23 protein-coding genes, 2 pseudogenes and 2 other annotated features are annotated in these 25,550 nt (G+C 36.1%); of the genes and pseudogenes, 3 read left to right on the top strand and 22 right to left on the bottom strand.

All coding sequences use genetic code 11. The features are described 5' to 3' along the window. Positions 1 to 18 precede the first annotated feature (18 nt). Complete coding sequence (locus ACXVYO_RS19610; RefSeq protein ID WP_458468265.1) at positions 19 to 561, bottom strand: sigma-70 family RNA polymerase sigma factor; 543 nt, start codon at positions 559 to 561, stop codon at positions 19 to 21. A gap of 172 nt (positions 562 to 733) precedes the next feature. Here ACXVYO_RS19610 and ACXVYO_RS19605 point away from each other — a divergent pair. Both ACXVYO_RS19605 and ACXVYO_RS19600 read left to right on the top strand, forming a co-directional pair. Then, a pseudogene (locus ACXVYO_RS19605) lies at positions 734 to 1,077 on the top strand (DNA-binding protein). Positions 1,078 to 1,115: 38 nt separating this feature from the next. Then, positions 1,116 to 1,472: an ammonia permease gene (locus ACXVYO_RS19600; protein ID WP_458468264.1), complete on the top strand. Its 357-nt coding sequence runs from the start codon at positions 1,116 to 1,118 to the stop codon at positions 1,470 to 1,472. Positions 1,473 to 1,493: 21 nt separating this feature from the next. Here the strand turns inward: ACXVYO_RS19600 and ACXVYO_RS19595 are convergent, their stop codons facing one another. Then, the gene (locus ACXVYO_RS19595) at positions 1,494 to 3,281 is read right to left on the bottom strand and encodes a DHA2 family efflux MFS transporter permease subunit (RefSeq protein ID WP_458468263.1); all 1,788 of its coding nucleotides are present in this window, start codon (positions 3,279 to 3,281) and stop codon (positions 1,494 to 1,496) included. A gap of 12 nt (positions 3,282 to 3,293) precedes the next feature. Then, the gene (locus ACXVYO_RS19590) at positions 3,294 to 3,947 is read right to left on the bottom strand and encodes an HlyD family secretion protein (RefSeq protein WP_458468262.1); all 654 of its coding nucleotides are present in this window, start codon (positions 3,945 to 3,947) and stop codon (positions 3,294 to 3,296) included. A 297-nt stretch (positions 3,948 to 4,244) separates the two neighbouring features. On the opposite strand from ACXVYO_RS19590, the gene ACXVYO_RS19585 reads away from it, so the two are divergent. Then, positions 4,245 to 4,862, top strand: coding sequence for a TetR/AcrR family transcriptional regulator (locus tag ACXVYO_RS19585; protein WP_458468261.1), 618 nt, complete (start codon positions 4,245 to 4,247; stop codon positions 4,860 to 4,862). 40 nt (positions 4,863 to 4,902) lie between these two features. Here ACXVYO_RS19585 and ACXVYO_RS19580 read toward each other — a convergent pair whose 3' ends face one another. The 19 genes and pseudogenes from ACXVYO_RS19580 to phoP all read right to left on the bottom strand — a co-directional run bounded on the left by ACXVYO_RS19580 (position 4,903) and on the right by phoP (position 25,542). Beyond that, the gene (locus tag ACXVYO_RS19580; RefSeq protein WP_458468260.1) at positions 4,903 to 5,988 is read right to left on the bottom strand and encodes a M42 family metallopeptidase; all 1,086 of its coding nucleotides are present in this window, start codon (positions 5,986 to 5,988) and stop codon (positions 4,903 to 4,905) included. Positions 5,989 to 6,057: 69 nt separating this feature from the next. After that, positions 6,058 to 6,549: a dUTP diphosphatase gene (locus ACXVYO_RS19575; protein ID WP_000365057.1), complete on the bottom strand. Its 492-nt coding sequence runs from the start codon at positions 6,547 to 6,549 to the stop codon at positions 6,058 to 6,060. Positions 6,550 to 7,019: 470 nt separating this feature from the next. Then, on the bottom strand, positions 7,020 to 7,376 hold the full coding sequence (gene rplT, locus ACXVYO_RS19570; protein WP_001138364.1) for a 50S ribosomal protein L20: 357 nt from the start codon (positions 7,374 to 7,376) through the stop codon (positions 7,020 to 7,022). Positions 7,377 to 7,413: 37 nt separating this feature from the next. Beyond that, entirely contained in the window at positions 7,414 to 7,614 is a 201-nt protein-coding gene (rpmI, locus tag ACXVYO_RS19565) for a 50S ribosomal protein L35 (RefSeq protein WP_001125946.1), read from the bottom strand. A 21-nt stretch (positions 7,615 to 7,635) separates the two neighbouring features. After that, complete coding sequence (gene infC, locus ACXVYO_RS19560) at positions 7,636 to 8,139, bottom strand: translation initiation factor IF-3 (RefSeq protein ID WP_000973214.1); 504 nt, start codon at positions 8,137 to 8,139, stop codon at positions 7,636 to 7,638. Positions 8,140 to 8,201: 62 nt separating this feature from the next. Next, positions 8,202 to 8,322: a sequence feature (ribosomal protein L20 leader region), on the bottom strand. Between the two features lie 210 nt (positions 8,323 to 8,532). Beyond that, positions 8,533 to 10,470, bottom strand: coding sequence for a threonine--tRNA ligase (gene thrS, locus ACXVYO_RS19555; RefSeq protein ID WP_000786073.1), 1,938 nt, complete (start codon positions 10,468 to 10,470; stop codon positions 8,533 to 8,535). A gap of 47 nt (positions 10,471 to 10,517) precedes the next feature. Next, positions 10,518 to 10,745: a binding site (T-box leader), on the bottom strand. Positions 10,746 to 10,776: 31 nt separating this feature from the next. Continuing rightward, complete coding sequence (ytxC, locus tag ACXVYO_RS19550; protein WP_137051200.1) at positions 10,777 to 11,658, bottom strand: putative sporulation protein YtxC; 882 nt, start codon at positions 11,656 to 11,658, stop codon at positions 10,777 to 10,779. A gap of 278 nt (positions 11,659 to 11,936) precedes the next feature. Then, a complete protein-coding gene (dnaI, locus tag ACXVYO_RS19545) occupies positions 11,937 to 12,875 on the bottom strand; it encodes a primosomal protein DnaI (protein WP_000400114.1) in 939 nt (312 codons plus the stop codon). A 33-nt stretch (positions 12,876 to 12,908) separates the two neighbouring features. Continuing rightward, positions 12,909 to 14,315, bottom strand: coding sequence for a replication initiation and membrane attachment family protein (locus ACXVYO_RS19540; protein WP_458468259.1), 1,407 nt, complete (start codon positions 14,313 to 14,315; stop codon positions 12,909 to 12,911). Positions 14,316 to 14,467: 152 nt separating this feature from the next. Beyond that, on the bottom strand, positions 14,468 to 14,929 hold the full coding sequence (gene nrdR, locus ACXVYO_RS19535; RefSeq protein ID WP_001203687.1) for a transcriptional regulator NrdR: 462 nt from the start codon (positions 14,927 to 14,929) through the stop codon (positions 14,468 to 14,470). A 285-nt stretch (positions 14,930 to 15,214) separates the two neighbouring features. Continuing rightward, positions 15,215 to 15,598 (bottom strand): adenosylmethionine decarboxylase, encoded by a 384-nt coding sequence (speD, locus tag ACXVYO_RS19530; protein WP_002003660.1) that lies wholly within the window; start codon positions 15,596 to 15,598, stop codon positions 15,215 to 15,217. Between the two features lie 388 nt (positions 15,599 to 15,986). Beyond that, on the bottom strand, positions 15,987 to 17,015 hold the full coding sequence (locus ACXVYO_RS19525; protein WP_061677050.1) for a glyceraldehyde-3-phosphate dehydrogenase: 1,029 nt from the start codon (positions 17,013 to 17,015) through the stop codon (positions 15,987 to 15,989). Positions 17,016 to 17,124: 109 nt separating this feature from the next. Beyond that, positions 17,125 to 17,727, bottom strand: a complete 603-nt coding sequence (gene coaE, locus ACXVYO_RS19520; protein ID WP_458468627.1) for a dephospho-CoA kinase — start codon at positions 17,725 to 17,727, stop codon at positions 17,125 to 17,127. Positions 17,728 to 17,889: 162 nt separating this feature from the next. Continuing rightward, positions 17,890 to 18,552: pseudogene (locus tag ACXVYO_RS19515) on the bottom strand (RNA-guided endonuclease InsQ/TnpB family protein); the annotation flags it as partial. 49 nt (positions 18,553 to 18,601) lie between these two features. After that, entirely contained in the window at positions 18,602 to 19,234 is a 633-nt protein-coding gene (gene ytaF / locus ACXVYO_RS19510; RefSeq protein WP_000281739.1) for a sporulation membrane protein YtaF, read from the bottom strand. 72 nt (positions 19,235 to 19,306) lie between these two features. Next, the gene (gene mutM / locus ACXVYO_RS19505; RefSeq protein WP_458468258.1) at positions 19,307 to 20,137 is read right to left on the bottom strand and encodes a DNA-formamidopyrimidine glycosylase; all 831 of its coding nucleotides are present in this window, start codon (positions 20,135 to 20,137) and stop codon (positions 19,307 to 19,309) included. A gap of 12 nt (positions 20,138 to 20,149) precedes the next feature. Continuing rightward, the gene (gene polA, locus ACXVYO_RS19500) at positions 20,150 to 22,783 is read right to left on the bottom strand and encodes a DNA polymerase I (RefSeq protein ID WP_458468257.1); all 2,634 of its coding nucleotides are present in this window, start codon (positions 22,781 to 22,783) and stop codon (positions 20,150 to 20,152) included. Positions 22,784 to 23,072: 289 nt separating this feature from the next. Further along, positions 23,073 to 24,830: a sensory box histidine kinase PhoR gene (gene phoR, locus ACXVYO_RS19495; RefSeq protein WP_458468256.1), complete on the bottom strand. Its 1,758-nt coding sequence runs from the start codon at positions 24,828 to 24,830 to the stop codon at positions 23,073 to 23,075. Then, the gene (gene phoP, locus ACXVYO_RS19490) at positions 24,823 to 25,542 is read right to left on the bottom strand and encodes a two-component system response regulator PhoP (protein ID WP_458468255.1); all 720 of its coding nucleotides are present in this window, start codon (positions 25,540 to 25,542) and stop codon (positions 24,823 to 24,825) included. Before phoP ends, phoR begins: the two co-directional genes overlap by 8 nt. Positions 25,543 to 25,550: the final 8 nt, after the last annotated feature.

The raw sequence follows: 25,550 nt of genomic DNA, 5'->3' as shown, positions 1-25,550 counted from the left end.
CTTCACCTCTTTTCTTATTTATTTCATCCGGTTATGTAAAAATAATGACCTTAACTTCTTCCGTCCTCTAGATAGACGATTGTATATAAAAGAAGTTTTCACTCCCATTTTCTCTGCAATATTTTCTACACTGTCTTCTTCCACGTAATGCTTCATAAAGATTTCTTTATCATTCTTCTTTAAATGATCTAATATATGTTCCATATCATTGCTAATTTCATTTTTAGTCTTATCGGTATGCACCGCTATTTCACCTATTTGATCTAACCCTTTTTCATTTACTGTTTTCGCATATTTCCTCGCATAATCGATAGATTTATATTTTGTAATAGCTGCGATCCAATTTTTTAAAGTATTTTTCTCTTCATCATACTTTTCAATATGATTCCAAATCGCCAATAACACATCATCCATACATTCCTCTTGCACATCTTGAAACGAAGCTAAATGCTTCTGAATAATACTTTTTATAAGTCCACCGTACTGGTCGATAATAAAGTATAATGCTTTTTCGTTCCTTTTCCTTAGCTGTATTGCAACGTTCTCTTCTGTAATTTTCATATACACCCTCCTCTCTAACGTTCTCTATATCTATTAATTCGTATCGTTACTTCTCATTTCTATCAATTTATACATATTTATTAATAATATCCAAAATAAACCTCATGTAGTAAAATATAACTGATTGCATAGAAGGAGATTATATATGTTGAGCTTGCTTTAGGTTGTTTATATGCCACTCCTTGTTTTATGTGGATTTTTCGGTGGTATTTTTTAATTATTACTAGCATGAAACACCATAAATTATTTATTGGTTTAATGGGGCTACTTAGCTTCTCCTTTGTCACACTACCTTTTGTTTTTTTAAGTGTAGGGATTCATATCGATACAATCCTCCCTATTTCAACTACTTTATATTGGACGCTATTTTCTTTAACTGGATTATTAGCAGGGATAAGTGGAGTACAAGCAAAACTTAAAAGTATACGTAATATGGGATTCATTATTTGTACAGATGGAGTATTAGGGGGTATCTTCTGGGAGCTCATGTCTGTAGGTGATTCATTCTATATATAATATTTTTTAGAAATTCATAAATCGGAGGTAATACAGAAGTGTTTGGAATATTAACTTGGATGATTTTAGCTCTTACTTTGATGTTATGCCAATTCATCGTTGGCATTTTTTTAATTATTGCTGGCATTAAATATCGTAAATCACTTACTATTATAGCTGGTTTGATTAGCATATCGCTTATCTTTGTTCCTATCATTTGTATAGGTTATGGAATGGATTTAGAGGGGATCGTTCCAATTTCAGGAACTTTATATTGGAGTTTTTTCTCTTTAGCTGGACTATTAGCTATTATAAGCGGAAGACAAATATCAAGTCTTCGTGCTATGGGAACGATTTTGTTTATAACAGGTCTGTGCTCCGTAACTGGTTACCATTTTTTATATCTAACTCTTTAAAAAGACAAAAAAGCAGGGAATTTAATTCCCTGCTTTTCTATTTGGTTTATTGCCTGATGGTAAAAAGAACGATAATACCCAAGCAATACCTGCGAGTATCGTTGCAATTAAGAAGGCATCGTTAATACCGTTAATTGCAGATAACTTCGAAATTTGTCCAAATAATAGCTGCGTGCTCATCGCATCTCCTGCTTGAGCCGATCCAGCAATTGCTGCTAAACTTTGGCCCATACCGTGTACTTTATCAACTAAAATTGGATTTGACGTTGTTAACATGTTGCCGTAATCTGCTACGTGAGCAGTCGTTTGTTGCGTCATAAGTGTAATTAATATCGCTGTTCCAATTGAACCAGCTACTTGTCTTGACGTATTTTGCGTTGCTGTACCGTGAGAAATTAATTTCATCGGCAGTGCGTTCATACCAGCTGTCATAATTGGCATCATAATGAATGACATACCAATTGAACGTATAATATAATCCATCATAATAACGCTATACGGTGTATCCATCGATAACGTTGTGAATTCATATGTCGCAAACGTTGTAATGGCTAATCCAACAATCGCTAACGGACGAATACCGTATTTATCAAATAGTTTACCTGCAATAGGTCCCATGATACCCATAATTAATGATCCTGGTAGTAATAATAAACCTGATTCAATCGGCGTAAAGCCGCGAATGTTTTGCAGATATACTGGAAGTAATAACATACCTCCGAATAATGCCATCGTAACGATTGCGTTAATTACTAAAGTAAAAGTAAATACTGGGTATTTAAACACTTGTAAATCAAGCATTTTATTGTCCGTTGTTAGCTCTCTCCAAATAAATACCGCAATACCTACTACACCAATGATAAGTGAAATAACAACCTCTGCACTAGTCCAACTATTATTTCCTGCTTCACTAAATCCGTACAATAAGCTACCTAGTCCAATACTTGAACTAACAACACCAAATACATCTAATTTTGTATTAGACACTGGCTGAGCTAGTGTAAAGAATTTTAAAGATAAGAACGTAATAATTAAACCAATTACAAACATTCCGTAGAACATTAAGTTCCAGCTATAGTTTTCAATAACCCAGCCTGTTACAGTTGGTCCGATAGCTGGTGCTAAAATCATTGCAACGCCTAGTAATCCCATCGCTGCTCCGCGCTTATGAGGCGGGAATAATGTCATGAAAATATTCATACCAACTGGCATTAAAATACCTGCACCGACCGCTTGAATAATACGACCTGTCATCATCATTGTGAAGTTTCCTGATATAGCACAAATGATAGATCCTACCGTGAAGAATAACATGGCCGCTACAAATAATTTACGATACGTAAATCGTGAAACTAAAAAGGCACTAATCGGTACTAAAATACCATTTACAAGCATGAAGCCTGTAATTAACCATTGCGCTGTTGAAGTTGATACGTTAAATTCATTCATTAATGGAGGCAATGCAACGTTAATGATCGTTTGGTTTAAAATAGAAACGAACATACCAAGAATTAATACTGTTACAACTGCTTTTACATTTACATTCTCTATAGGCATAGACGTTTGTTTTTTCGGTATTTCTTTTTCTTGTTTTACTTCTTCTTGCTTGCCTGTTTCTAATTCAACTACATTAGAAATTTCTGCTTCTTGCTTTTTCTCTTCTGTTTCTACTTTACTTACTTCTATTTTACTTACGGCTGGGACTTGTTCTTCTCCCGCGTTCGTTTTTTTCTTTCGTAAAAGACGATTTACAAGGAAGAAGACGATTATACAAAATAGTGCATATCCTACAATTGCAATTGAGGACATCTCATCTCCCCCTTACTTATGAATACGAACTGACACATTCATTCCAGGAACAATATTTACTGATTTACTATGGTCTAAAGAAATTTTAACTGGCACAACTTGCTTTACTTTCGTATAGTTCGCTGTTGCGTTGCTTGATGGTAACATAGAGAATGTGTTAGCTGTTGTTAATCCAACTTGCTCTACTTTTCCTGATAACGTTGTATCTGGGTATGCATCTACATACACATCTACGTCTTGACCTTTTTGTACATCGTCAACATCTGTTTCTTCAATATTTGCTGTTACCCATAAATTGTTCATATCAAATGCATAAGCAATTGGGCTACCCGCTCCAACGAAAGCATTTGTCGTCGCGTTTGATTGTACAACTGTTGCATTTTGCGGAATTGTTACATCTACTGTTTGTTCCCCATTTGCTGCTGCTACAGTAACAGCACCTAATTTATCGTTCTCATTGTAATTCTTTCCTACTTCAGCTTTCCAGTCAGTTAATTTACCTGCTACTGGTGATGCAATTGGAATTACTTTTCCATCAATTTTTGCATTTTCTGTTTTTAAATAATTTTCCGCTTGATTGTAATAGTAATAACCGCCAATACCGCCGCCAACTAGTACAATTAATGTGATAATGTTGATAATCACCATTCTTCGAAACTGATTCATTGCATTCCTCTCCTTATATCGCATATAATTTTTTTCTAAACTATTTACGTCCTTATTGTTTAGACTGTTTAATTGTTAATTATATTAACTTTTAAACAAAAAAATCACACCATCTGCGGTGTAAATCGAAATTTATCTACCTGCGAGCGGTGCTGATTTCTGAAGGACTATCGTTTATAATTATAAATAATTATTTCGAATCTACAACCGACAATTTACGTATGAAATGTTGCTTAAACAACAATATAATACCTATATGTTGTTTAAGTATAGAAAATTAAACGAGGGGAAGTAAAAATGTCTATTAAAAATACAAATGATCCACGTGTAAAGCGGACGAGACAACTCATACAGGATGCTTTTGTCGCTTTAGTAGGCGAAAAAGGATTTGACGATGTAACTGTTCAACATATCGCAGAACGCGCTCCTGTAAATCGTGCTACGTTTTATAGCCATTACCACGATAAATATGACTTATTAGACAAAAGCATTGAAGAAATGCTAGAAAAATTAGCAGAAGTTATTAAACCAAAAAATAGAAATAAAGAAGAGTTTCAACTTACATTTGATTCACCAAATCCAACCTTTTTAGCTTTATTCGAACATATTGCAGAAAATGTGAACTTCTATAACGTTATGCTTGGCGATAAAGCTGCCGGAAACTACTCTTATAAAATGATGAAAACAATACAAACTCACTTAACATTAAGCTTATCGATTTCACAGCCAGATGATAAAGATCTTATGGTTCCTCGTGATATTTTGATTAGCTATGTGACAGGGGCTCATATCGGGATGATTATGTCATGGTTAAAAAGAGGGATGATATACACTCCTCATTTTATGGCCATGCAATTAACTCGTTTAATTATTTTAGGAGCTCATACTGCCGCTGGATTAGAAAGACCTTTTTAAAATACAAAAAAGCGAAGGAGCACCTCCTTCGCTTTTTCTATTAATTAAATGTAATGTTATGTACAGCCTCTTTATCAAGACGTTTAATAACTTCTACAATTAACTTCACTGCATTTTCATAGTCATCACGGTGTAACATCGCCGCATGAGAATGAATGTAGCGCGTTGCAATCGTAATTGCCATAGACGGAATACCATTTACAGCAATGTGAATTGCACCTGCATCCGTTCCACCGCCCGCTACTGAATCATATTGATATGGAATTTCTAATTCGTCAGCAACATCAACTACAAAATCACGTAAACCAGTATGACCAATAACAGACGCATCATATAAAATAATCTGTGGTCCATCACCCATTTTACTTTGTGCTTCTTTTGCCGTTACACCAGGCGTGTCACCAGCGATACCAACATCTACTGCGAACGCGATATCTGGTTTAATATAGTTTGCAGATGTTTTCGCACCACGAAGACCGACTTCTTCTTGTACAGTCCCTACGCCATATACAACGTTTGGATGCTTTTCATCTTTTAATTGTTTTAATACATCAATTGCAATTGCACAACCAATTCGGTTATCCCATGCTTTTGCAAGTAACATTTTTTCATTCTTCATCACTTGGAATTCAAAGTAAGGTACAACTTGATCTCCTGGTCGTACGCCCCACTCCATTGCCTCCTCTTGGCTAGAAGCACCAATATCGATGAACATATCTTTAATATCTACTGGCTTTTTACGCGCTTCTGGAGGTAAGATGTGCGGTGGTTTTGAACCAATTACACCTGTTACATCTCCGTTACGCGTTACAATTGTCACACGCTGCGCAAGCATAACTTGTGACCACCAGCCACCCACTGTTTGGAAACGAAGGAAACCTTTGTCATCAATTTGTGTAATCATAAAGCCAACTTCATCTAAATGACCTGCAACCATAATTTTCGGGCCGCTTTCTTCCCCTACTTTTTTCGCAACTAAACTTCCTAAATTATCAGTAGAAAGTTCGTCCGCAAACGGCTCAATATATTTCTTCATTACTTCGCGTGGTTCACGCTCGTTGCCCGCAATGCCACGTGCATCTGTTAATTCTTTTAGCATTGTCAATGTCGCGTCTAATTTTGTCATTGCCAACACCCTCCTTTTTCTTCAGTCACTTCATTATACAAAAGGAAATTGAAATATTCAAAAATTAAATCAATATCCTTGTGTTTGACGCTGATGATTTACTTCATTTTTATCTAAATATGCCTTTTCAATCTCTTCTTGCTCAAACTCTAGCGCTTGCCCAAGTCGAAGGTAGCTTGTAAATAATTCAATATAGTTCGTAATAGATGGTTGATCCGTAAAACGAATTACTTTCGCATATGTGTCTAAGAAAATTTCTACTTGTGTTTTATTCGTTTGTGCACATTTATAGAATAGGAAGTTTTTATCAATACCTAAATCAATTCCGATTGATAAAATAAAATGCAAGCCATCTACGTATTCTTCTAATATTACTTCACGTTCTGATGCTGGTTTGTTGCTCCAATATTTAAAACAACGTGTTTCATTTGCAAGTTCTCCAATTTCTACAAGAAGAGCTAACATTTTTTCTTTTAACAACTTTTTCGGTTGTAAATCATGCTCTTTCACAATACGGTCATCTAATTCTTTTTGTAATTTAAATAGTTGTAGTAAGTCCATTCTATTGTCCTCCTCCAACATCGCATTTTACGCAACAATGTTGTTTCATCTCAAAGTTCATTATTATTTTTCGTTTCTTATTAATAAGTCAGCCATTTATCTCTTTACAAAATAGCTTGTCCTTAATTTACAAATACGTTTCAATCATCACTATTAGATTGTTCACTCCGATTGGTGATAGTTAATCATTATCCGGGGATTGTCCACTGATAAAAAATTTATTTTATCTGATGAAAGTTCCATATCATCTTTCCATTATAGCAGTGTCGTTTCAGGTAGGAAAGATACTCTTCTTTCCAATGAGGGATAATTGAAAAAAGCTAGGAGAATTCTCCTAGCTTCATATATATATTCTTCTATATCGCTATAGCTTTTATATTGATTTTGTCATATCGATAACGACATACTTCTCTTTGCATACAAATAAAAAAACCTTAGAAGAAAAATCTTCTAAGGTTTCAACTAATTAATTAGTTAATGTTGTTTTTTGCAACTGTTGCTAATTCAGCGAAAGCTTTTTCGTCATGAACAGCTAAGTCAGCAAGCATCTTGCGGTTAACTTCGATGCCAGCATTTTTAAGACCGTGCATTAAGCGGCTGTAAGAAAGACCATTCATACGAGCTGCTGCGTTGATACGTGTAATCCATAATTTACGGAAGTCACGTTTCTTTTGACGACGGTCACGGAATGCATACATTAGAGATTTCATAACCTGTTGGTTAGCAACCTTGAATAATGTACTCTTAGAACCGTAGTAACCTTTTGCTAATTTTATAACTTTTTTACGACGTTGACGAGTAACTGTACCACCTTTTACTCTTGGCATAATATTACCTCCTAATTGTTCTATATATCAGCCGAACTTATTTTAAGTTGTCAAGCATTTGACGAATGCGTTTGAAGTCACCAGCGCTTACTACACCAGCTTTACGTAGTTTACGTTTAGCTTTTGTAGATTTGTTAGCGAATAAATGGCTTGTGTAAGCGTGAGAACGTTTCAGTTTACCTGATCCAGTCTTTTTGAAACGCTTTGCAGAGCCGCGATGAGTTTTTTGTTTAGGCATAGGTATTTCCTCCTCTATCTATTACTTATCGTTTTTCGGTGCTAAAACTAAGAACATACTACGTCCTTCCATTTTAGGCTTAGATTCAATTGTACTAACTTCAGCACAAGCTTCTGAGAAGCGATCTAAAACACGTTGACCGATTTCTTTATGAGTAATGGCACGTCCTTTAAAGCGAATTGACGCTTTAACCTTGTCGCCTTTCTCTAAAAACTTGATAGCATTACGAAGTTTTGTGTTAAAGTCGTGTTCATCAATTGTTGGACTTAAACGAACTTCTTTCATGCTAATTACTTTTTGATTTTTGCGCTGTTCTTTTTCTTTCTTCTGTTGCTCAAAGCGGAATTTACCGTAGTCCATAATGCGGCATACTGGCGGTTTCGCATTTGGAGCAACTAATACTAAATCAAGATTAAGATTTGCAGCTAAGTCTAAAGCATCATTACGAGACTTGATTCCAAGTTGATCGCCATTGGCACCAACTAAACGTACTTCACGTGCACGAATTTGCTCGTTAATCATCATATCCTTGCTAATAGTAAGCCACCTCCAAGGTTTTCTCAGAACATATTTTGTAGTCATAGAACCCGACAAAAAAAGTGCGGGCATACGACACCCACACTTGTAAATTCTTAAGTAAGAAATACATTTACCTGTAAACTGCGAATGCGTCCATCAGGTGAGAAGCGGGTGCTTCTACTTGTTCCACAAAACAATATTCTATTATCCTTGATGAGTTTATCATAGGACATGACGTCTGTCAAGAAGACGCGATGTGTTTTACTAACAACAAGAAATATTGTAACAAACAACTAACATACTTGCAATACTTTTTTATGATAAGTATTGTTTGGTTATTTTTTCTAGTTTTTCTTTTTTATAATACATACGAAAGCCGCGGTATACCGCGGCTCTGTCTTATCGTTTTCCTTCTACTTTAATCATATCAACAAAAGCATCTAATGCGATTGTTTCTGATTTTTGTTCACCGTATTTACGTACGTTTACGCCGTTTTCAGTTACTTCATTGTCACCTACTACAAGCATGTACGGAATTTTTTGCATTTGCGCTTCACGGATTTTGTAACCAATCTTCTCTTCACGAGTATCTAATTCAACACGGATACCAGCACGGCGTAGTTCATCTTGCACTTTCTTCGCATAGTCTAAATGTACTTGCGGAGAAACTGGAATTACTTGTGCTTGAACTGGAGCTAACCAAGTTGGGAATGCACCTTTGTATTCTTCAATTAAGAAGGCTACGAAACGTTCCATAGTTGATACTACACCACGGTGAATTACAACTGGACGATGTTGTTTACCGTCTTCACCAACGTAAGCTAATTCAAAGCGTTCTGGAAGTAAGAAGTCTAATTGTACAGTTGAAAGTGTTTCGTCTTTTCCAAGAGCAGTACGAACTTGAACGTCAAGTTTTGGACCGTAGAATGCCGCTTCACCTTCAGCTTCATAGTAATCAAGACCCATTTCATCCATAGCTTCTTTTAACATACCTTGTGCTTTTTCCCACATCTCGTCATCAGCATAGTACTTTTTAGTATCAGCTGGATCACGATAAGATAGGCGGAATGAATAGTTCTCTAAACCGAAATCTTTGTACACTTCCAGAGTTAAGTTTACAACTCGTTTTAACTCTTCTTTAATTTGATCTGGGCGAACGAAAATGTGCGCATCGTTTAAAGTCATTCCGCGTACACGTTGTAATCCAGATAACGCACCTGACATTTCATAGCGGTGCATTGTTCCAAGTTCCGCAATACGGATTGGTAATTCACGGTAGCTGTGAATATCGTTTTTATAAACCATCATGTGGTGAGGGCAGTTCATTGGACGAAGAACTAACTCTTCATTATCCATTTCCATTGATGGGAACATACCATCACGGTAGTGATTCCAGTGACCAGAAGTTTCATAAAGCTCTCTGCTTCCTAGTACTGGAGTGTATACGTGATCATAGCCTAAGCTTGCTTCTTTATCAACGATGTAACGCTCGATAATGCGGCGGATAGTTGCACCTTTTGGTAACCAAAGTGGTAAACCTTGTCCTACTTTTTGGCTATTAGTAAATAGTTTTAATTCTTTACCTAATTTACGGTGATCGCGCTCTTTCGCTTCTTCAAGCATACGTAAGTGCTCATCTAATTCTGCTTTCTTAACGAATGCAGTACCGTAAATACGTTGTAGCATTTTATTATTGCTGTCGCCGCGCCAGTAAGCACCTGCAACGCTTAATAATTTAAATACTTTAATTTTCCCTGTAGATGGAAGGTGAACACCACGGCAAAGGTCGAAGAATTCGCCTTGCTCATAGATTGAAATAACCGCATCTTCTGGAAGGTCGTTAATTAAATCTAATTTTAACTCATCGCCGATTTCTTCAAAGCGACGAAGTGCTTCTGCACGTGGTACTTCATGACGAACGATTTCTAAGTTCTCGTTCACAATTTTTTGCATTTCTTTTTCAATTTTCTTGAAGTCTTCAACTGTAATTGCTTCTTCCATATCAATATCGTAGTAGAAGCCATTTTCGATTACTGGACCAATACCAAGCTCAAGCTTAGCATCTTTATATAAACGTTTTAACGCTTGTGCTAAAAGGTGGGCTGTTGAATGGCGTAAAATGTATAAGCCATCTTCAGAATCTAATGTAATAATAGAAACTGCACCATCTTCTTCGATTGGTGTAACAAGATCGATCATCTCATCGTTTAATTTTCCAGCCACAGCTTTTTTCTTTAAGCCTGGGCTAATAGAAGCTGCGATTTCTTCAGTTGTTACGCCTTTTGGAAACTCCTTCACAGCTCCATCAGGGAAAGTAATTTTAACTACATCTGCCATCACTGGTCACTCCTCTTTTTTTCAAAATAAAAAACACTCATCCCGTAAAAAGGGACGAGTGTTGAATTCGTGGTTCCACCCTTGTTCCAATTAACCTTATTGTTAATTGCTCAAGTTCAACATAACGGTGTTGTCCGTTAGCAATTACTAGAAAACCGTTCACTGCTAAAGTTTAGAGGTGGTAAGTAATAATCCCGTACTAGGAAGCTCACACCCTAAGGCTTCCCTCTCTGAAAATCGTAGAAAACTACTCATGTCCTCATCATGACATTTCAATATATTTCATTTATGTAGGTAATTATATGCTCAAAAACTTAGAAAATCAAGGGCGTTACCTTTATTTTTTAAATTTTTCACATTGCGCTCAAACTCATGTAATCCATGTAATTGGACCCGTTCTTGAAATACATTTCGCAAAGTAATAATCATATTATGGTCTTGTTCTTTCGTATATAAATAAATTTTTTTCGGCGAAATAGAAAGAAGTGGTGCAATTACTTTCGTATCAATATATACATCCTTTTGCTTTAATAATTCCTCGTCTATATATTGGACCAATTTCTCCTGTTTTAAACGTCTACCTTTATCATCATAGAAAATAAAACTTTCATCAAAAATAAGATGCACACAGGACAAACGTGATTTTCGGCTGCGCACTTGTTGCCTTAGCGTCTCAATAAACATTTGATATTCTTGTTCCAACTTATACTCATCAATCGACAATTCAGCAAGCTTAGCTACCATTTCCCTATATGTACGAAGGCGAAAACGAACATATGATGAAAACGAGAACGAAAGCGGATCACAAAGCCAGTTATTTAAAGAAGATTTAATATATGATTCAAATGTGTGACGTGTTAATTCATGAGCAATCCCTTTTCTTCTTCCCTTTAAAATCTCTTGTGCCATATGCAATATTTGATGACACTCTTCCTCTTCTTCATAAAAAAACTTCTCTTTTAAGATTGTATAAATCCACTCATTTTGCTTTACATTCACAATGAAATATACCATGACTGGCAATAAAATCTTTTCAATATAATTCGATTCACATACTGGTATGTGAATCACCACTTTTTGTTCCTGTAAATACACACTCGTTTCCTTATATAACAGTTCAGCTCTTTTCAATAGTTGTCTATATACATGCATAGCATCATTTTTTTCTTCGAAGCAAATTTCAATCACTTTTGTCCCCCCTTTTATCCCTGCTCTAAAGGATTGTATCTATACGTTACAAATCCTATAAGAGTCCGTCCCGCGTGAAGTTCACTCTTAGTAGAATTACATTTCCTATCGTTAGAAGATCCACTCGATATGGCTTGCTAATTTTATATATATTAAGGGAGGGAGAAAAAAATGATACAAGCTACAATGAATTTTCCATAAGAACTTTTCGTTTTACAATTCACCTAGTCTAAAAAGTGTTCAAAACGAAAAAAAGAGCAAGCTTTTCAGCTTACTCTTTACTTATGACGTCGGTTTTTCCCGCCAATTGGAATTGGCTTCGCTAAATATTTAATTCGTTCCATAATACGTGCTGCTTTCATTTGTTCTGCTTCACCACGCTGTGTATACGTTAAATGATGTTCCAATTCCTTGAAATCAAAGTTAGACGTAAAGAACGTCGGTAAGTTTTCTAACATACGGAATTGCAAAATTGCACCAAGCACATCGTCACGTACAAAGCTTGACATCGCTTCTGCTCCGATATCATCTAGCATTAAAACTTGTACGCGTTTCACTGCATCAATCTTTTCCCCAATCGAATTATCTTGAATCGAACTTTTAATTTCACGTAAAAATTCAGGGAAGTATACGAGCATCGAACTTATTTTCTTTTGAGCAAGCTCATTCGCCATTGCTCCTAACAAATACGTTTTCCCTACACCAAATTTACCGTACAAATATAAACCTTGTACTTTTTTACCAGGTTCATATGTACTTAAAAATTCATTGGCTGCACCAATTGCATCAATACGCGCATCTAAATCTGAAGGATCTAAGTTTTCCATCGTTGCCTGTAAAATGTCAGTTGGCATATATACACTTTGAACGAGTTTTTCATATTTCTTTCTCTCGTCATATGCTACTTTTCTAACGCAACGATCGTATTGAATATCAATCATCTTCCCTTGGATAACGAGCTTTGGCTCATATCCTTGCAGCATGTTTTTACACGAACCTAGATCCGGACAATCTGCGCAACCTACACTTTGTCCGATATATTCGTATAACTTCACAAGACTGCGCTCAATCATAGATGTTGTTACTTCACCTTGATGTTCGTCTATAAATTCTTTCACACGCGGATGTGCCATTACTTCCGCCTTTAATACTTCATATCTATTTTTAAAATTTTTATTTTCCATTAACTTTGCAAATGAATTTTGAATATGCTCCATTTTCTCACCTCAAAGAGCGTTCATTCTCTTCTATTAATCACGCTTATATTTTTTTAACACTTCTTCTAGTCGTTTTCGTTCATCATCTAACGTACTTGCATCTTTTTTCTTACTTACATCTTTCTTCACTGTTTCTTTCTCTTGTTCTTTCGGCTCTTCTTTCAGCCAATCTGGTACCATTTCTTTTCTTATCGTTTTCTTCGACGTACGGCCTTTTTTCTTCGTCTCAGCCCATTCTTGATATTGACGATTTTCTTCTTTCGCTAACGCCATTGCCTCAGCTACTGTACCGACCTTTTTACGTGCCCAATGCCCAGCAATTTTCTCCACATACGTTTTCGCAAGTTTCATATCTGAGCGTAGCATAACGTAATAAATAAGTACATTCACAACACCTGGCGTTAATTTTTGATTGATCATTACATCTTCAACGATCTGCAAGTCAGCCTTTGTCGCCTCTGCACCACCAGAGATTTCTTTCAATAGTTGTTTTGGTGAGATTTCCTCTAATTGTTTTATTAACATCTCTTCTTGCGTAGAAGGCTCTTTCCCTTCCATCATACGTGCAGCGTGAGGTTGTACTCTTTCACTTAATACAGGTAACGCTTGACCGTTTTCGAACTGATACCAATCACGCGCTCCTTTTCTAAGCCTTTCGATATCAATTGTCTGCATCTCTGTCACCGTACCAAGAACGATATTTTGCATCGATAACACATCTACATCGTACACGTAAGCAAGTGTAATGACACATTCTCGCACTTGATCTGTAATCGCCTTTTTAGGAACAAGAGCGGACAAGCCATCTACAAATAAGGAGAAATCAAAGAAATCATTCCAAACTTTTGGAGCGTCTCCCTTCTCGTTACTTGGCATAGCTGTCGTTTTTGGAATACGAAGATCTTCTTGCGCATGCTCAAGCTGTCCTGGGTTAAACGAACCAAACACATCATTGAAAGAACGCGTAACATTTTCATAAGAAGCAAAATCAAATTCTTCTTCTAAGAAATATTGCTTTACTTGATTATATTTTGTCCGACTCAATCGATTGTATAAAAAGATGCTTAACACAATATCATCAAAAAACTGTTTCGGAGATAAAGGCGGTTGCAATTCGTATATAAACATTCGAATATCTTTTTCTTTCTTAATATATACCTTCAAAAGCCCAATTGCCTCTAACTTTACGCGGTCCTCATATATTTCGGGAAGCTGCATTTGCATGGTCACCATAAGGGAATGATGTGTATTCTCTTTTCCAAACACTCGATCTTGCTCTAACTCTCCCCATAGCGTCATATACAAGCTAAAAGCCCTACTACCTATTAACGGCTGATACAACATCGTTAACACTTTTCGGTCGTAATTATGCAATAACCCTTTCGCACTTACTTTATAACGATCAATTGGCAATAGCTCCATCCATGACTGTTTTTCCATTCTTGCTTTTCCTTTCTCTCATCCAATCTATCCTCTACTTCATTTGTTCTATCTTCATTATATAATTTCTTAGCGAAAAAGAGCTATTAGCTTTCGCTTCTAGCTCTCTTATCTCATTCCTTACGGTATGTAAAGAGAATAAAATATAACTTCTACTCTCTTTCTTTTTGCAGTATATCTTTTAATTCTTCAATAAATACATTTAAATCTTTAAATTGGCGATATACAGAAGCAAAACGCACGTAAGCAACATCATCAATATCACGTAGTTCTTCCATAACAATTTCACCAATCATATCACTTTTCACTTCTGATATACCTAAATTACGAAGTTCACGTTCCACACTTTGAGTTACTTCTTCTAATTGTCTTAAAGATACTGGTCTTTTTTCGCAAGCTTTAATTAAGCCGCGCAAAATCTTTTCTTTATTAAACTCTTCTCGTGTGCCTTCTTTTTTTACAACGATAAGAGGTGACTCTTCTACTCTTTCAAATGTCGTAAAGCGACTTAAACAACTTTCACACTCTCTCCTTCTTCGAATAGAGCGCCCCTCGTCTACCGGACGCGAATCTAACACTCTTGTACCATTATGAGAACAGGATGGACAACGCAATATATTCACTCCTTTACACTATACTCTTTATTTTTCCTCTACTTACTTCATCTGACAATATATATACAATATTATATAACTCATTCTAACTCTCTTACCACTTTAAGTTTATGCTCATAATTTTATCATCTCGTTTTCAAAAATAAGATGGGAGACGTGGCGTTAACTTATTCATAAGAGCTCAATTTATCTAACTAACAAGTACGTTATATTTTTCCTTTTTTATAAACTAAAAAAGAGGTGCATTATACACCTCTTTACATTTTAAATCAATTATGTTCTTTTTTAAAGAGCTTTTGTTTCTCTCTGCTTAATTTCGAAGCTACCAGTGCCTCGAGGAAGCTCGATGCTCTCACGCGTTTTCGCGTTTAAACCTTCTGCAATATATTCTGCAGCAACATTTGGATCAATACGATCCCCACAAGTATAAACATCGATACTTGCGTAACCGTGCTCCGGAAAGCTATGAATTGTTAAATGTGATTCCGAGATAATTACTACTCCACTTACACCTTGTGGTGCAAATTTATGGAAAGCCACCTCACGTACTTCAGCACCAGCTCTCAGTGCTGCATCCACAAATAATTGTTCAATATACGGCATGTCATTAAGCTTGTCGAAATCGCAATCCCAAAGTTCAGCGATCACGTGACGACCCATCGTATCCATAGTATCCATTCTACAGTTCCCCCTTGTAAATTTATTCTAACTGTTCGAATTGAAAACTAATTTGCAATTTGGCTTGCTCCACTACCACGGGGGAAAGTTAGTCCAGAGAGGTCCTAACCCTTTAAGTAGTGACTACGTACCTCAGCTCTTAAGTTTACGAGTGTTAGTATACTTTGTTTATTTTCATTTTGCAACAACAGTTTTTTCGATTTTCTGTCATATTTTCCTCTTTACTTTTCCCTAAAAAAAATAAATGATTCACAAATACAGTAATCACAACGTTTCGTGGTATGTCCACTTTCAAAAATATACTCCTATAATTTTTTCCTTTTCAGAAAAAATATAAAAAAAAGAGGGCAAATATTCACTTGCCCTCTCCCTTATTCACTTAAATATGTTGCACATTTTCTTGCTTCGCTAATTCGTCAACAACTAACGTTACAAGATCCACAACACGACGAGAGTAGCCCCACTCGTTATCATACCAAGCAAGTACTTTCACTTTACGATCACCCATTACCATTGTAGATAAACCATCAATAATAGCTGAGTGTGTATTTGTATTAAAGTCAATAGATACTAAAGGCTCTTCGCTGAATTCTACAATACCTTTTAATGCACCGTTTGCAACAGTTTTGAATGCTTCATTAATAGCTTCAACTGTCACATCACGTTTTACATCTACTACTAAGTCAACAAGAGACACGTTTGGTGTTGGTACACGAAGTGCCATACCATGAAGTTTTCCGTTTAAGTGCGGAAGAACTTTTGCAAGCGCTTTCGCGGCACCTGTCGTTGTCGGAATGATCGATTGTCCGCAAGCACGCGCTCTTCTTAAATCTTTATGTGGGTTATCAATATTTTTTTGGTCATTTGTATAAGCGTGAACAGTTGTCATTAAACCGTTTTCAATTCCAAACTGCTCATCTAACACCTTAACAACAGGCGCTAAACAGTTTGTTGTGCAAGATGCATTTGAAATAACAGTATGTTTTGTAATATCTAATTGGTCTTCGTTCACACCAACTACAATTGTTACATCTTCATTTTTACCAGGCGCTGTTAAAATAACTTTTTTCGCTCCAGCTTCAACATGAAGAATTGCTTTTTCTTTTGAATTAAATTTACCAGTTGCTTCAATTACAACTTCAACACCTAGATCTGTCCAAGGCAATTCCTTTGGATCGCGGTTGTTTAAAAGGCGAATCATTTTCCCATCAACTAATAAGTGATCTTCAAATGCTTCTACTGTTCCGTCAAACTTGCCGTGAACTGTATCATATTTAATTAAATGTGCTAACGTTTCAGATGGATAGCTTGCATTGATTGCTACAATTTCGAATGCGCTTTCTTTTATTGCCTGACGAAATACCATTCTCCCAATACGTCCAAATCCATTAATTGCCACACGAGTCATAATATGTTATCCCCCTTGAATGCGTTATACTATTTATCTCCAATCCCAATAATAGTATAACACAAAAAGGGGATATGTCACTAAGCATTTTCATTAATTTCACAATTTTTTAGTCAATAATGTTCCAATTCTTTAAAATCACCTGTAATTGTGTTTTCGTTCCCATAATTGTGCCATCATTATTTATCACTTCATCTGCATTCTTCACTTTTTCTTCTAACGGCATTTGAGACTGAATACGAGCCGTTGCTTCTTCTTCTGAAAAATTATTTCGTTTCATTAAACGTTCTAATTGCGTATGTGGCTTAACAGCTACAACTAAAACACGATCAACAAGACTTGTTAATTTCCCTTCAAACAGAAGAGGAATATCTAACACAACCGCTTGCATACCTTCCTTTATGTACATTTCCTTTTGCGTATTCATTTCCTCACGCACTGCAGGATGAACAATTTTATTTAACTGCAATCGTTTTTCTTCATTATAGAAAACGACACTTCCTAATTTCGGCCGATCCAGTTCTCCATCTTCTTGTAATACTTCCGTTCCAAACACTTCTACTATTTTGTTATATGCTGGTTTTCCTCGCTCTACAACTTCTCTCGCAATAATATCCGCATCAATAACTGGTATACTCAGTTCACGGAACATTTCTGATACCGTACTTTTCCCGCTTGCAATGCCTCCCGTTAATCCAATTACTACTGTCATCATAATCCGTTGCCATAAACTTATAAAAATCTATAAATTTTGTTTATTTCCCTGTTCTACGTGTCCGATTTTGCAGAAAGCTACTTTCGTTTGATCTAACACTCCGAGGGCGTAAATTCGGATACAACGAATCCCACATATTAGCCGTAACCTTTTTAGATGTTAACTGGCTAATTCATACCGTGACAAATTGATAGCCGCATTTAAATCCCTATCCATTTCGTGACCACAAGTGCATTTGTATACACGGTCAGAAAGTTTTAGTTCTTTGTTGATGCTTCCACAATTGGAACACATTTTTGAAGAAGGATACCATGTATCAGCTTCTACAAATTCAATACCATATTTTTCACACTTGTATTGAATTTGTCTTTTGAACTCATATAAACACTGCTTCGCAATCGCTTTAGCTAGGTGTCTATTCTTCATCAGACCTTTCATATGCAACGTCTCCATCACAATACAAAATGGCTTGGTTTTCACAATTTCGCTCGTTGACTGATGAAGATGATTCTTTCTGATATTTGATAACCTTCTATGTAGTTGTCGTATCTCTTGTTCGATTTTTATAATGTTGCTTGTTTTGGCAAAACGGTTTCCCTCCCTGTTCATTTCATATTTACGAGAAACTTGACGTTGCAACCTACGAAGGCGTTTCTCTGCCTTTCTTACCACCTTTGTTTTGTTGATATTTTTCTTTTTCTGACCATCAGAACAATATGCTAATTCTTTGATTCCAATATCTATTCCTAACGAAACAGCCGTTAACTTCTCATTTGTAAACTCCTGTTCGGTACTGACAGATAAATACCAATACTTACCGTCCTCCCCTCCTCATAATAAAAGGCGCGAAACTAATGTTCCACGCCCATACTTACATTTTCCAAATTCCAATAATAATGAGTAATACCCCAGGCAGGAATGTAAATTTTTGTAACCATTTCATATTTGATAAAACCGTTCCAAGTTTCATTCCAATAAATAAAAACAAAGAACTCATCACTGCAACTAATATCGCCATCATAGCAGGTGCATACCCTAATAAAGATGCACCAATTCCAGCACCGAACGAATCTATAGAAAGAGCGATACCAAGAAGTAACGCTTCTCCTGCAGAAATGGTACCTGATTTATCAAAATCTGCAACAGTCGGTTTCCGTAAAATTTGAATCACTAGCCCGAGTGAAGCAATTTCTAATTTCCAAACCTTCTCCTCTTGCTTCGGTTCTTCTTTTTTTTCACTTCGAAAAAATTGGTATAACACCCAAATTCCAATTCCAATAAGAACAAGCCCACCGATACGCGTTGCGATAACAGGTGAAAATATTTTCGCGATCATATGTCCAATTCCCATTGAAACAAGCATAACAGCCGCTGAACACATTCCGATAATTATAATTGATCTTAGTGGAATTCTTACGCTTCTTAAACCATATGTTAGCCCTACACTACAGCTATCTAAGCTTAATGTAAAAGCTAATAAAATAAGAGATAAATAAAGGTACATCGGTAAGCTCCTCCCTTATACATAGCCCTGCTGTATGTATATGACAAATGCCTATCCGATGTTATCTCTTTTCTATATTCTCGGCTGACAAATTGGACAGTAATGCGTTCCTCTTCCGCCTACAACTGTTTTTTCTAATATCGTACCGCAAGTTACACACGGTTCTCCCTTTTTTCCATATACATTTAGAAGTTCTTGGAACGAACCAATTTGCCCTTGCGAGTTGATATACGTTCGAATTGTACTTCCGCCTCGCTTCACTGCTTCACCTAACGTTGTAACAGTCGCCTCGTAAATTCGTTCAATTTCTTCTGTTGTTAAAGACGAAGCTTCTCGTTCCGGATGAATTTGAGAACGGAATAAAACTTCATCTACATATATATTTCCAAGCCCTACTAAAAGTCGCTGGTCTAATAATACGACTTTTATTTTACGATTGGTCTTTTGCAATCTTTCTTGTAAATACTGCGGTGTCAATTCAGCATCAAACGGCTCCGGACCTAAGTCAGCAAGAGGCATTTGATTCAACTCTTCACCTTTCTTAAAGAGATGCATCGTACCAAACTTTCTCACATCTTTATAATGTAATTCAGTTCCATCTGTAAATAAGAAACGGACGTGCGTATGCTTATCAATCGGTTCACCCTCTTGATGCAGTAAAAACTTACCTTCCATACGCAAGTGTGAAACAATAACATAATTCGTTACATATAAAAGCAAAAACTTTCCTCTTCGCTTTATACTTTCAATCTTCTCGCCTCTTAGCATTTCTTTAAAAATTTCTGCATCATCCGGTCGTTTTACTATTTTCGGATACGTAACAATGACATCTTCAATCGTTTTTCCTGTTACAAGATTTTCAAGTGTCCGTCTGACGTTTTCAACCTCTGGTAATTCAGGCATCTCATCACTTCCTTATTTTGCGTCGTACCAAGTTGGACCGTAAGAATAATCAACTTTCAGCGGAACTGCGAGTTCAATTGCATGCTCCATTACTTCTGGTACAAGCTTCTCTAATTTTTCAAGTTCTTCTTGTGGTGCTTCAAATATCAATTCATCGTGTACTTGCAGAAGAAGACGAGCTTGTAATCCTTCTTCTTCTAAACGATCTGCCATAATAATCATCGCTTTTTTAATAATATCTGCTGCAGTACCTTGAATTGGTGTATTCATAGCTGTACGCTCAGCAAAACTACGTAAATTGAAATTCCGACTCGTAATTTCCGGAATATAACGGCGGCGATTTAATAATGTAGCCACATATCCTTTTTGTTTCGCATCTTTTACGATGTCGTCCATGTATTCTTGTACACCAGGGAAGCTTTCTAAATACTTTTCAATAAATTCTGCTGCTGCTTTTCTTGTAATTCCTAAGTTTTGTGAAAGACCATAATCACTAATACCATACACAATTCCGAAGTTAACAGCTTTCGCTTGTCGTCTCATATTTGAAGTTACTTCATCTTTTTCAACGCCAAATACATCCATAGCTGTTTTCGTATGAATATCCATGTCATGTTGGAACGCGTCAACTAGCCCTCTATCATTTGCAATATGAGCTAATACACGAAGTTCAATTTGTGAATAATCTGCCGCATACATAATCCATCCTTCTTCTGATGGAACGAATGCCTGACGAATCTTCCTTCCTTCTTCTAATCGAATCGGGATATTTTGCAAGTTCGGATCCGTTGAACTTAATCGACCTGTTTGCGTTAATACTTGATTGAAACGAGTATGGATTTTAGATGAATCTTCATGTACAACTTTTAATAAACCTTCAATATAAGTTGAATTTAGTTTCCCTAATTGACGATAATGTAAAATATTTGGAATGATTTCATGGCGATCCATAAGCTTTTCTAGTACATCAGCTGACGTAGAATAACCTGTTTTCGTCTTTTTAATAACCGGTAAGTTTAAGTTCTCAAACAGAATAACACCAAGCTGCTTCGGTGAATTAATATTAAATTCTGTTCCCGCAAGCTTATAAATTTCCTGTTCCATTTCCTTTAGTCTACCTGCAAGTTCTTCTCCCATATTACGAAGACGCTCCGTATCAACTTTTACACCTTTTACTTCCATATCAGCTAATACACGCGCAAGTGGTAATTCTAACTCTGTAAACAGTTCATATTGCTCATTCTTTTGTAACTCTTCTACGAATGTTTGCTTTACATCATATAATACGTGCACTTTACGAGCTACATGCTCCGCTACTACTTCTAGCTCTGGAACAGCACGCTTTGCACCTTTTCCGTAAACTTCTTCATCGGATTTCACAGCATGCGTTTCTTTCATTTTCGCTACAGTACGGAAATCTTTATCCGTATCAGCCGGGTCAAGTAAATAAGCAGCGATTAATAGATCAAAGTCAATCCCTTGCATATCTATCCCGTTCCATTTAAGTGCCACGATCGCACGCTTCGCATCAAATGTATGCTTTCTCATTTCTCCATCTGCAAGCCACTCTTTAAAAGCATCTGACTTAAGAGCAATGTCTGTCTGAATAAAGTAACAACCATTTTCATTTTGAATACCAAAACCTTGAGTGTCCGCTTTATGATAGTTATCTTCTTGTACTTCAACAATAAGCGCACTATCTTGCTGAAGCATTTCTTCTGTAACTTCTTCCACAATATCAAATATAATATCATCTAATTCAGCTGGAGCTGTTTCTTCTGGCGTGACACCTAATTTATTTAAAAGAGATGTAAATCCTAAATTCTCGAACATTGGAATGACATCACTTGCTTCATACCCTTTATACTCCATATCATCCACATGCACTGTAATCGGCGCATCTGTAATAATAGTTGCAAGATCTTTACTCATAAGAGCTTGGTCTTTATTTGCTTCCAGTTTTTCTTTTAATTTCTTTCCGCTTACTTGCTCTATATTTTCATACACTTCTTCAACCGTTCCAAACTGTGTTAACAATTTAATCGCAGTTTTTTCACCAACTCCTGGTACCCCTGGAATATTATCTGATTGGTCTCCCATTAAACCTTTCATATCGATAATTTGCTTTGGTGATAAACTGTACTTCTCAAATAAAGCTTCTTTCGTATATTCATCTACTTCTGTAATCCCTTTTCGAGGAATGCATACAAGCGTGTTATCAGAAACAAGCTGAAGTAAATCTTTATCTCCTGAAATAACTTTTACATTTGCTCCTTGTTCACTTGCTTCTTTCGCTAGCGTTCCCATAATGTCATCCGCTTCATAATTTTCTAATTCATAACGCGGTACGTTGAATGCATCAAGCATCTCACGAATAAACGGGAATTGCTCTGACAATTCAGGTGGAGTCTTTTGACGTCCTCCTTTATAATCACTATACGTTTTATGACGGAACGTTGTTTTACCTGCATCAAACGCTACTAACATATGCGTCGGTTTTTCTTCCTCTAATATTCTCATTAACATCATTGTAAAACCGTAAATTGCGTTCGTATGTATACCTTTGTCGTTATTTAAAAGCGGTAGTGCAAAGAAAGCACGATACGCGATATTATTACCATCTACTAATACGACCTTTTTTTCCAAAACAGAAACCTCCCCATACAAATTTGAAATGACTTTTTTCACAGAAAAAAACCGTTCCTTTCCTCTCTCTATATTAACATGACTAATAGAGAGAAGAAAAATAACGGCTATTTTCTATTATATATACAAACGTTTACTAATATAAAAGGGAAGTGACGAGAACAGCATAACTATTCTCGTCCAAAATTACTCCTTGGATGAAGGGGTTTTCATGTATTATATTAACAGAGTTGTATTAATATTTAATTAAGCCATTGTTAATATATTGTAAACATCCTTCATCCTATTTTTAGGTTGCTGATTTTGGTAAAACAACTGTAAATGTTGTCCCTTCTCCAACTTCACTATCCACTGTAATCGTACCGTGATGTGCCTCCACTAAATGCTTTACAATCGATAATCCAAGGCCTGTACCACCAGTATTTCTACTTCTCGCTTTATCCACTCGGTAAAAGCGTTCAAAAATACGCGGAATTTCATCTTTACTAATACCAATTCCCGTATCCGATACTTTTATATAAGCATTATATTTATCTTCTGCTAATTCTACAGAAACAACGCCTCCAGCCGGCGTATATACGATTGCGTTATTCATTAAATTAATAAAGATTTGCTTCAAACGACTTGGATCTCCAATGACCGAGACTCCTTTTAGCGCATTTACTTGTAAAGAAATTTCTTTTTCTCCTGCTTTGTTATCAAGCACCATATGAATATCTTCAAGAAGTCCCTTCATATCAACGGTCCCCATACTCAATTTAAATCCTTGTTGCTCAATCTTTGATAAATCTAATAAATCTTCAATTAACCCTTGCATGCGTTCACTTTCTTTTAAAATAATGTGCAAGAAATGTTCGCAGAATTTTTTATTATCCATAGCTCCGTCCAAGAGCGTTTCTGAAAAACCTTTAATAGAAGTAATCGGTGTCTTTAGTTCATGAGAAACATTCGCTAAAAAGTCTTTTCTCATTTGTTCTAATTTCTTTAGCTCCGTAATGTCATGGAATACAAGGACAATCCCTTTCCATTCATGGTTCGTCCCGATAATCGGTGCTCCATATACTTCGAAATGCTTTCGCTCAATTTCAAGCGGCAATAACATTTGTTTACGCACTTTCACTTCTGTCATAAAGATTTCTTCCACGAGCTCTATAATTTCTGTATGATGAAACGACTCATAATATAAACGATCTAAATATTCTTCATCTGTTACGTGGAAAGTCTCCTTATACGAACGGTTTACAAGGTTTATATAACCGCGGCTATCAATTAAAATCATTCCGCTTCCCATATTTTCGATTAACGTATGCAGACGATCTTGTTGCATTTCTTGCTCAAGTGTCATCTCTTGTAAATTACGGGCTAAAATATTAATCGCTTTACTCAGCATTCCCGTTTCATCGGAATGACTTTCATAAGCGCGTGCTTTATAATTGCCCTTCGCTAATTCGATAGCAACTTTCGTAACCGATTCAATCGGCCTAATATATTGCCCTGTAATTTTCATACCTAAAAATACGACTACGAGACAAGCGATAACAAACCCGATAATTAATAATCCCCACGTTTTTTGATGAACAGATTTCAAAGGCTCAATTGTACTTTTCACCAAAATGTACCCTTGTTTCCCTGCTACATCTTGAACGAACACCGCATGGTAAAATTCATTATTCTGATCTGTTTCTTTCGTAATGACTTTGTTTTTTTGTTTCGTTGTTTCAGAAGTAAGTTCTTTCATTATCCCTTGGCTAAACGTAGACTGTTCTCCGCCGCTATATTGCACTTTCTTTTTTTCATCTACAAACGCAATAGAAGCCTGTATTTTTTCTTCTAACTTTTCAAATACATATGGATTTTTTAAAACATCATCAAAACCTTGTTCTTCTGCTAATACTGCAACATATTCTGTCTCTTTTACCATTCTCTCTTTGGCATGTTCTATATAATAGTTTTCAAACACAGTTTCCAGCAATAAACCTAGTCCAACTAAAATAAAAACAATAAGAGAAACAAATGTAAAAAGAAGCCTGGAACGAAATTTATTCATCCCCTTTTGGCTCCTCTAATTTATATCCTAAACCACGTATCGTTTTAATATACGCCGGTTTTTTCGTATTTTGTTCAATTTTATCGCGCAAATGGCTAATATGAACGTCAACAATTCGTGTATCACCAGCAAAATCATAGTTCCATACAGCACTTAATAATTGATCACGTGTCAACACACGACTTTTATTTTTTGCAAGATAAACAAGTAGTTCAAATTCTTTTGGTGTTAATTCAAGCTTTCTTCCTTGGAAATAAGCCTCATAAAATTCCGGCAAAATTTTAAGTTCAGCAATTGTGATGCTCTCTTCATCTGATGTTTCTTTAACTTGTTCTTCTTGTTGCAATTTCGTGCGGCGCAAAATTGCCTTCACACGCGCAACAACTTCCCTCGGGCTAAACGGCTTCGTCATATAATCATCTGCCCCAAGTTCAAGACCTAGCACCTTATCAAATTCATCATCTTTTGCTGTTAACATTAAAATCGGCGTCATAACGCGCTGCAATCGTAATTCTTTACACACTTCCATACCATCCATTTTTGGAAGCATTAAATCTAATATAATTAAATCTGGGCGTTCTGTTGTCGCTTTTTGAAGCGCCATTTCTCCATCCATCGCTGTTATCACTTCAAACCCAGCTTGTTGTAGATTAAATTCAATTAAAGTTAAGATAAACTCCTCATCATCAACTACTAAAATACGATTGTTCATTCTTTTCC

The organism is Bacillus sp. BC08, from assembly GCF_054326875.1.
This window is presented reverse-complemented; position numbering and strand designations above follow the sequence as displayed.

Excerpts from the sequence above, each read along its gene's own strand:
- ACXVYO_RS19610 (WP_458468265.1), bottom strand. The coding sequence starts at position 561 with ATGAAAATTACAGAAGAGAACGTTGCAATACAGCTAAGGAAAAGGAAC.
- ACXVYO_RS19595 (WP_458468263.1), bottom strand. The coding sequence starts at position 3,281 with ATGTCCTCAATTGCAATTGTAGGATATGCACTATTTTGTATAATCGTC.
- ACXVYO_RS19590 (WP_458468262.1), bottom strand. The coding sequence starts at position 3,947 with ATGAATCAGTTTCGAAGAATGGTGATTATCAACATTATCACATTAATT.
- ACXVYO_RS19585 (WP_458468261.1), top strand. The coding sequence starts at position 4,245 with ATGTCTATTAAAAATACAAATGATCCACGTGTAAAGCGGACGAGACAA.
- ACXVYO_RS19580 (WP_458468260.1), bottom strand. The coding sequence starts at position 5,988 with ATGACAAAATTAGACGCGACATTGACAATGCTAAAAGAATTAACAGAT.
- ACXVYO_RS19575 (WP_000365057.1), bottom strand. The coding sequence starts at position 6,549 with ATGGACTTACTACAACTATTTAAATTACAAAAAGAATTAGATGACCGT.
- rplT (WP_001138364.1), bottom strand. The coding sequence starts at position 7,376 with ATGCCAAGAGTAAAAGGTGGTACAGTTACTCGTCAACGTCGTAAAAAA.
- rpmI (WP_001125946.1), bottom strand. The coding sequence starts at position 7,614 with ATGCCTAAACAAAAAACTCATCGCGGCTCTGCAAAGCGTTTCAAAAAG.
- infC (WP_000973214.1), bottom strand. The coding sequence starts at position 8,139 with ATGATGATTAACGAGCAAATTCGTGCACGTGAAGTACGTTTAGTTGGT.
- thrS (WP_000786073.1), bottom strand. The coding sequence starts at position 10,470 with ATGGCAGATGTAGTTAAAATTACTTTCCCTGATGGAGCTGTGAAGGAG.
- dnaI (WP_000400114.1), bottom strand. The coding sequence starts at position 12,875 with ATGGAGCATATTCAAAATTCATTTGCAAAGTTAATGGAAAATAAAAAT.
- ACXVYO_RS19540 (WP_458468259.1), bottom strand. The coding sequence starts at position 14,315 with ATGGAAAAACAGTCATGGATGGAGCTATTGCCAATTGATCGTTATAAA.
- speD (WP_002003660.1), bottom strand. The coding sequence starts at position 15,598 with ATGGATACGATGGGTCGTCACGTGATCGCTGAACTTTGGGATTGCGAT.
- ACXVYO_RS19525 (WP_061677050.1), bottom strand. The coding sequence starts at position 17,015 with ATGACTCGTGTGGCAATTAATGGATTTGGACGTATTGGGAGAATGGTA.
- coaE (WP_458468627.1), bottom strand. The coding sequence starts at position 17,727 with ATGACAGTAGTAATTGGATTAACGGGAGGCATTGCAAGCGGGAAAAGT.
- ytaF (WP_000281739.1), bottom strand. The coding sequence starts at position 19,234 with ATGTACCTTTATTTATCTCTTATTTTATTAGCTTTTACATTAAGCTTA.
- mutM (WP_458468258.1), bottom strand. The coding sequence starts at position 20,137 with ATGCCTGAATTACCAGAGGTTGAAAACGTCAGACGGACACTTGAAAAT.
- phoR (WP_458468256.1), bottom strand. The coding sequence starts at position 24,830 with ATGAATAAATTTCGTTCCAGGCTTCTTTTTACATTTGTTTCTCTTATT.
- phoP (WP_458468255.1), bottom strand. The coding sequence starts at position 25,542 with ATGAACAATCGTATTTTAGTAGTTGATGATGAGGAGTTTATCTTAACT.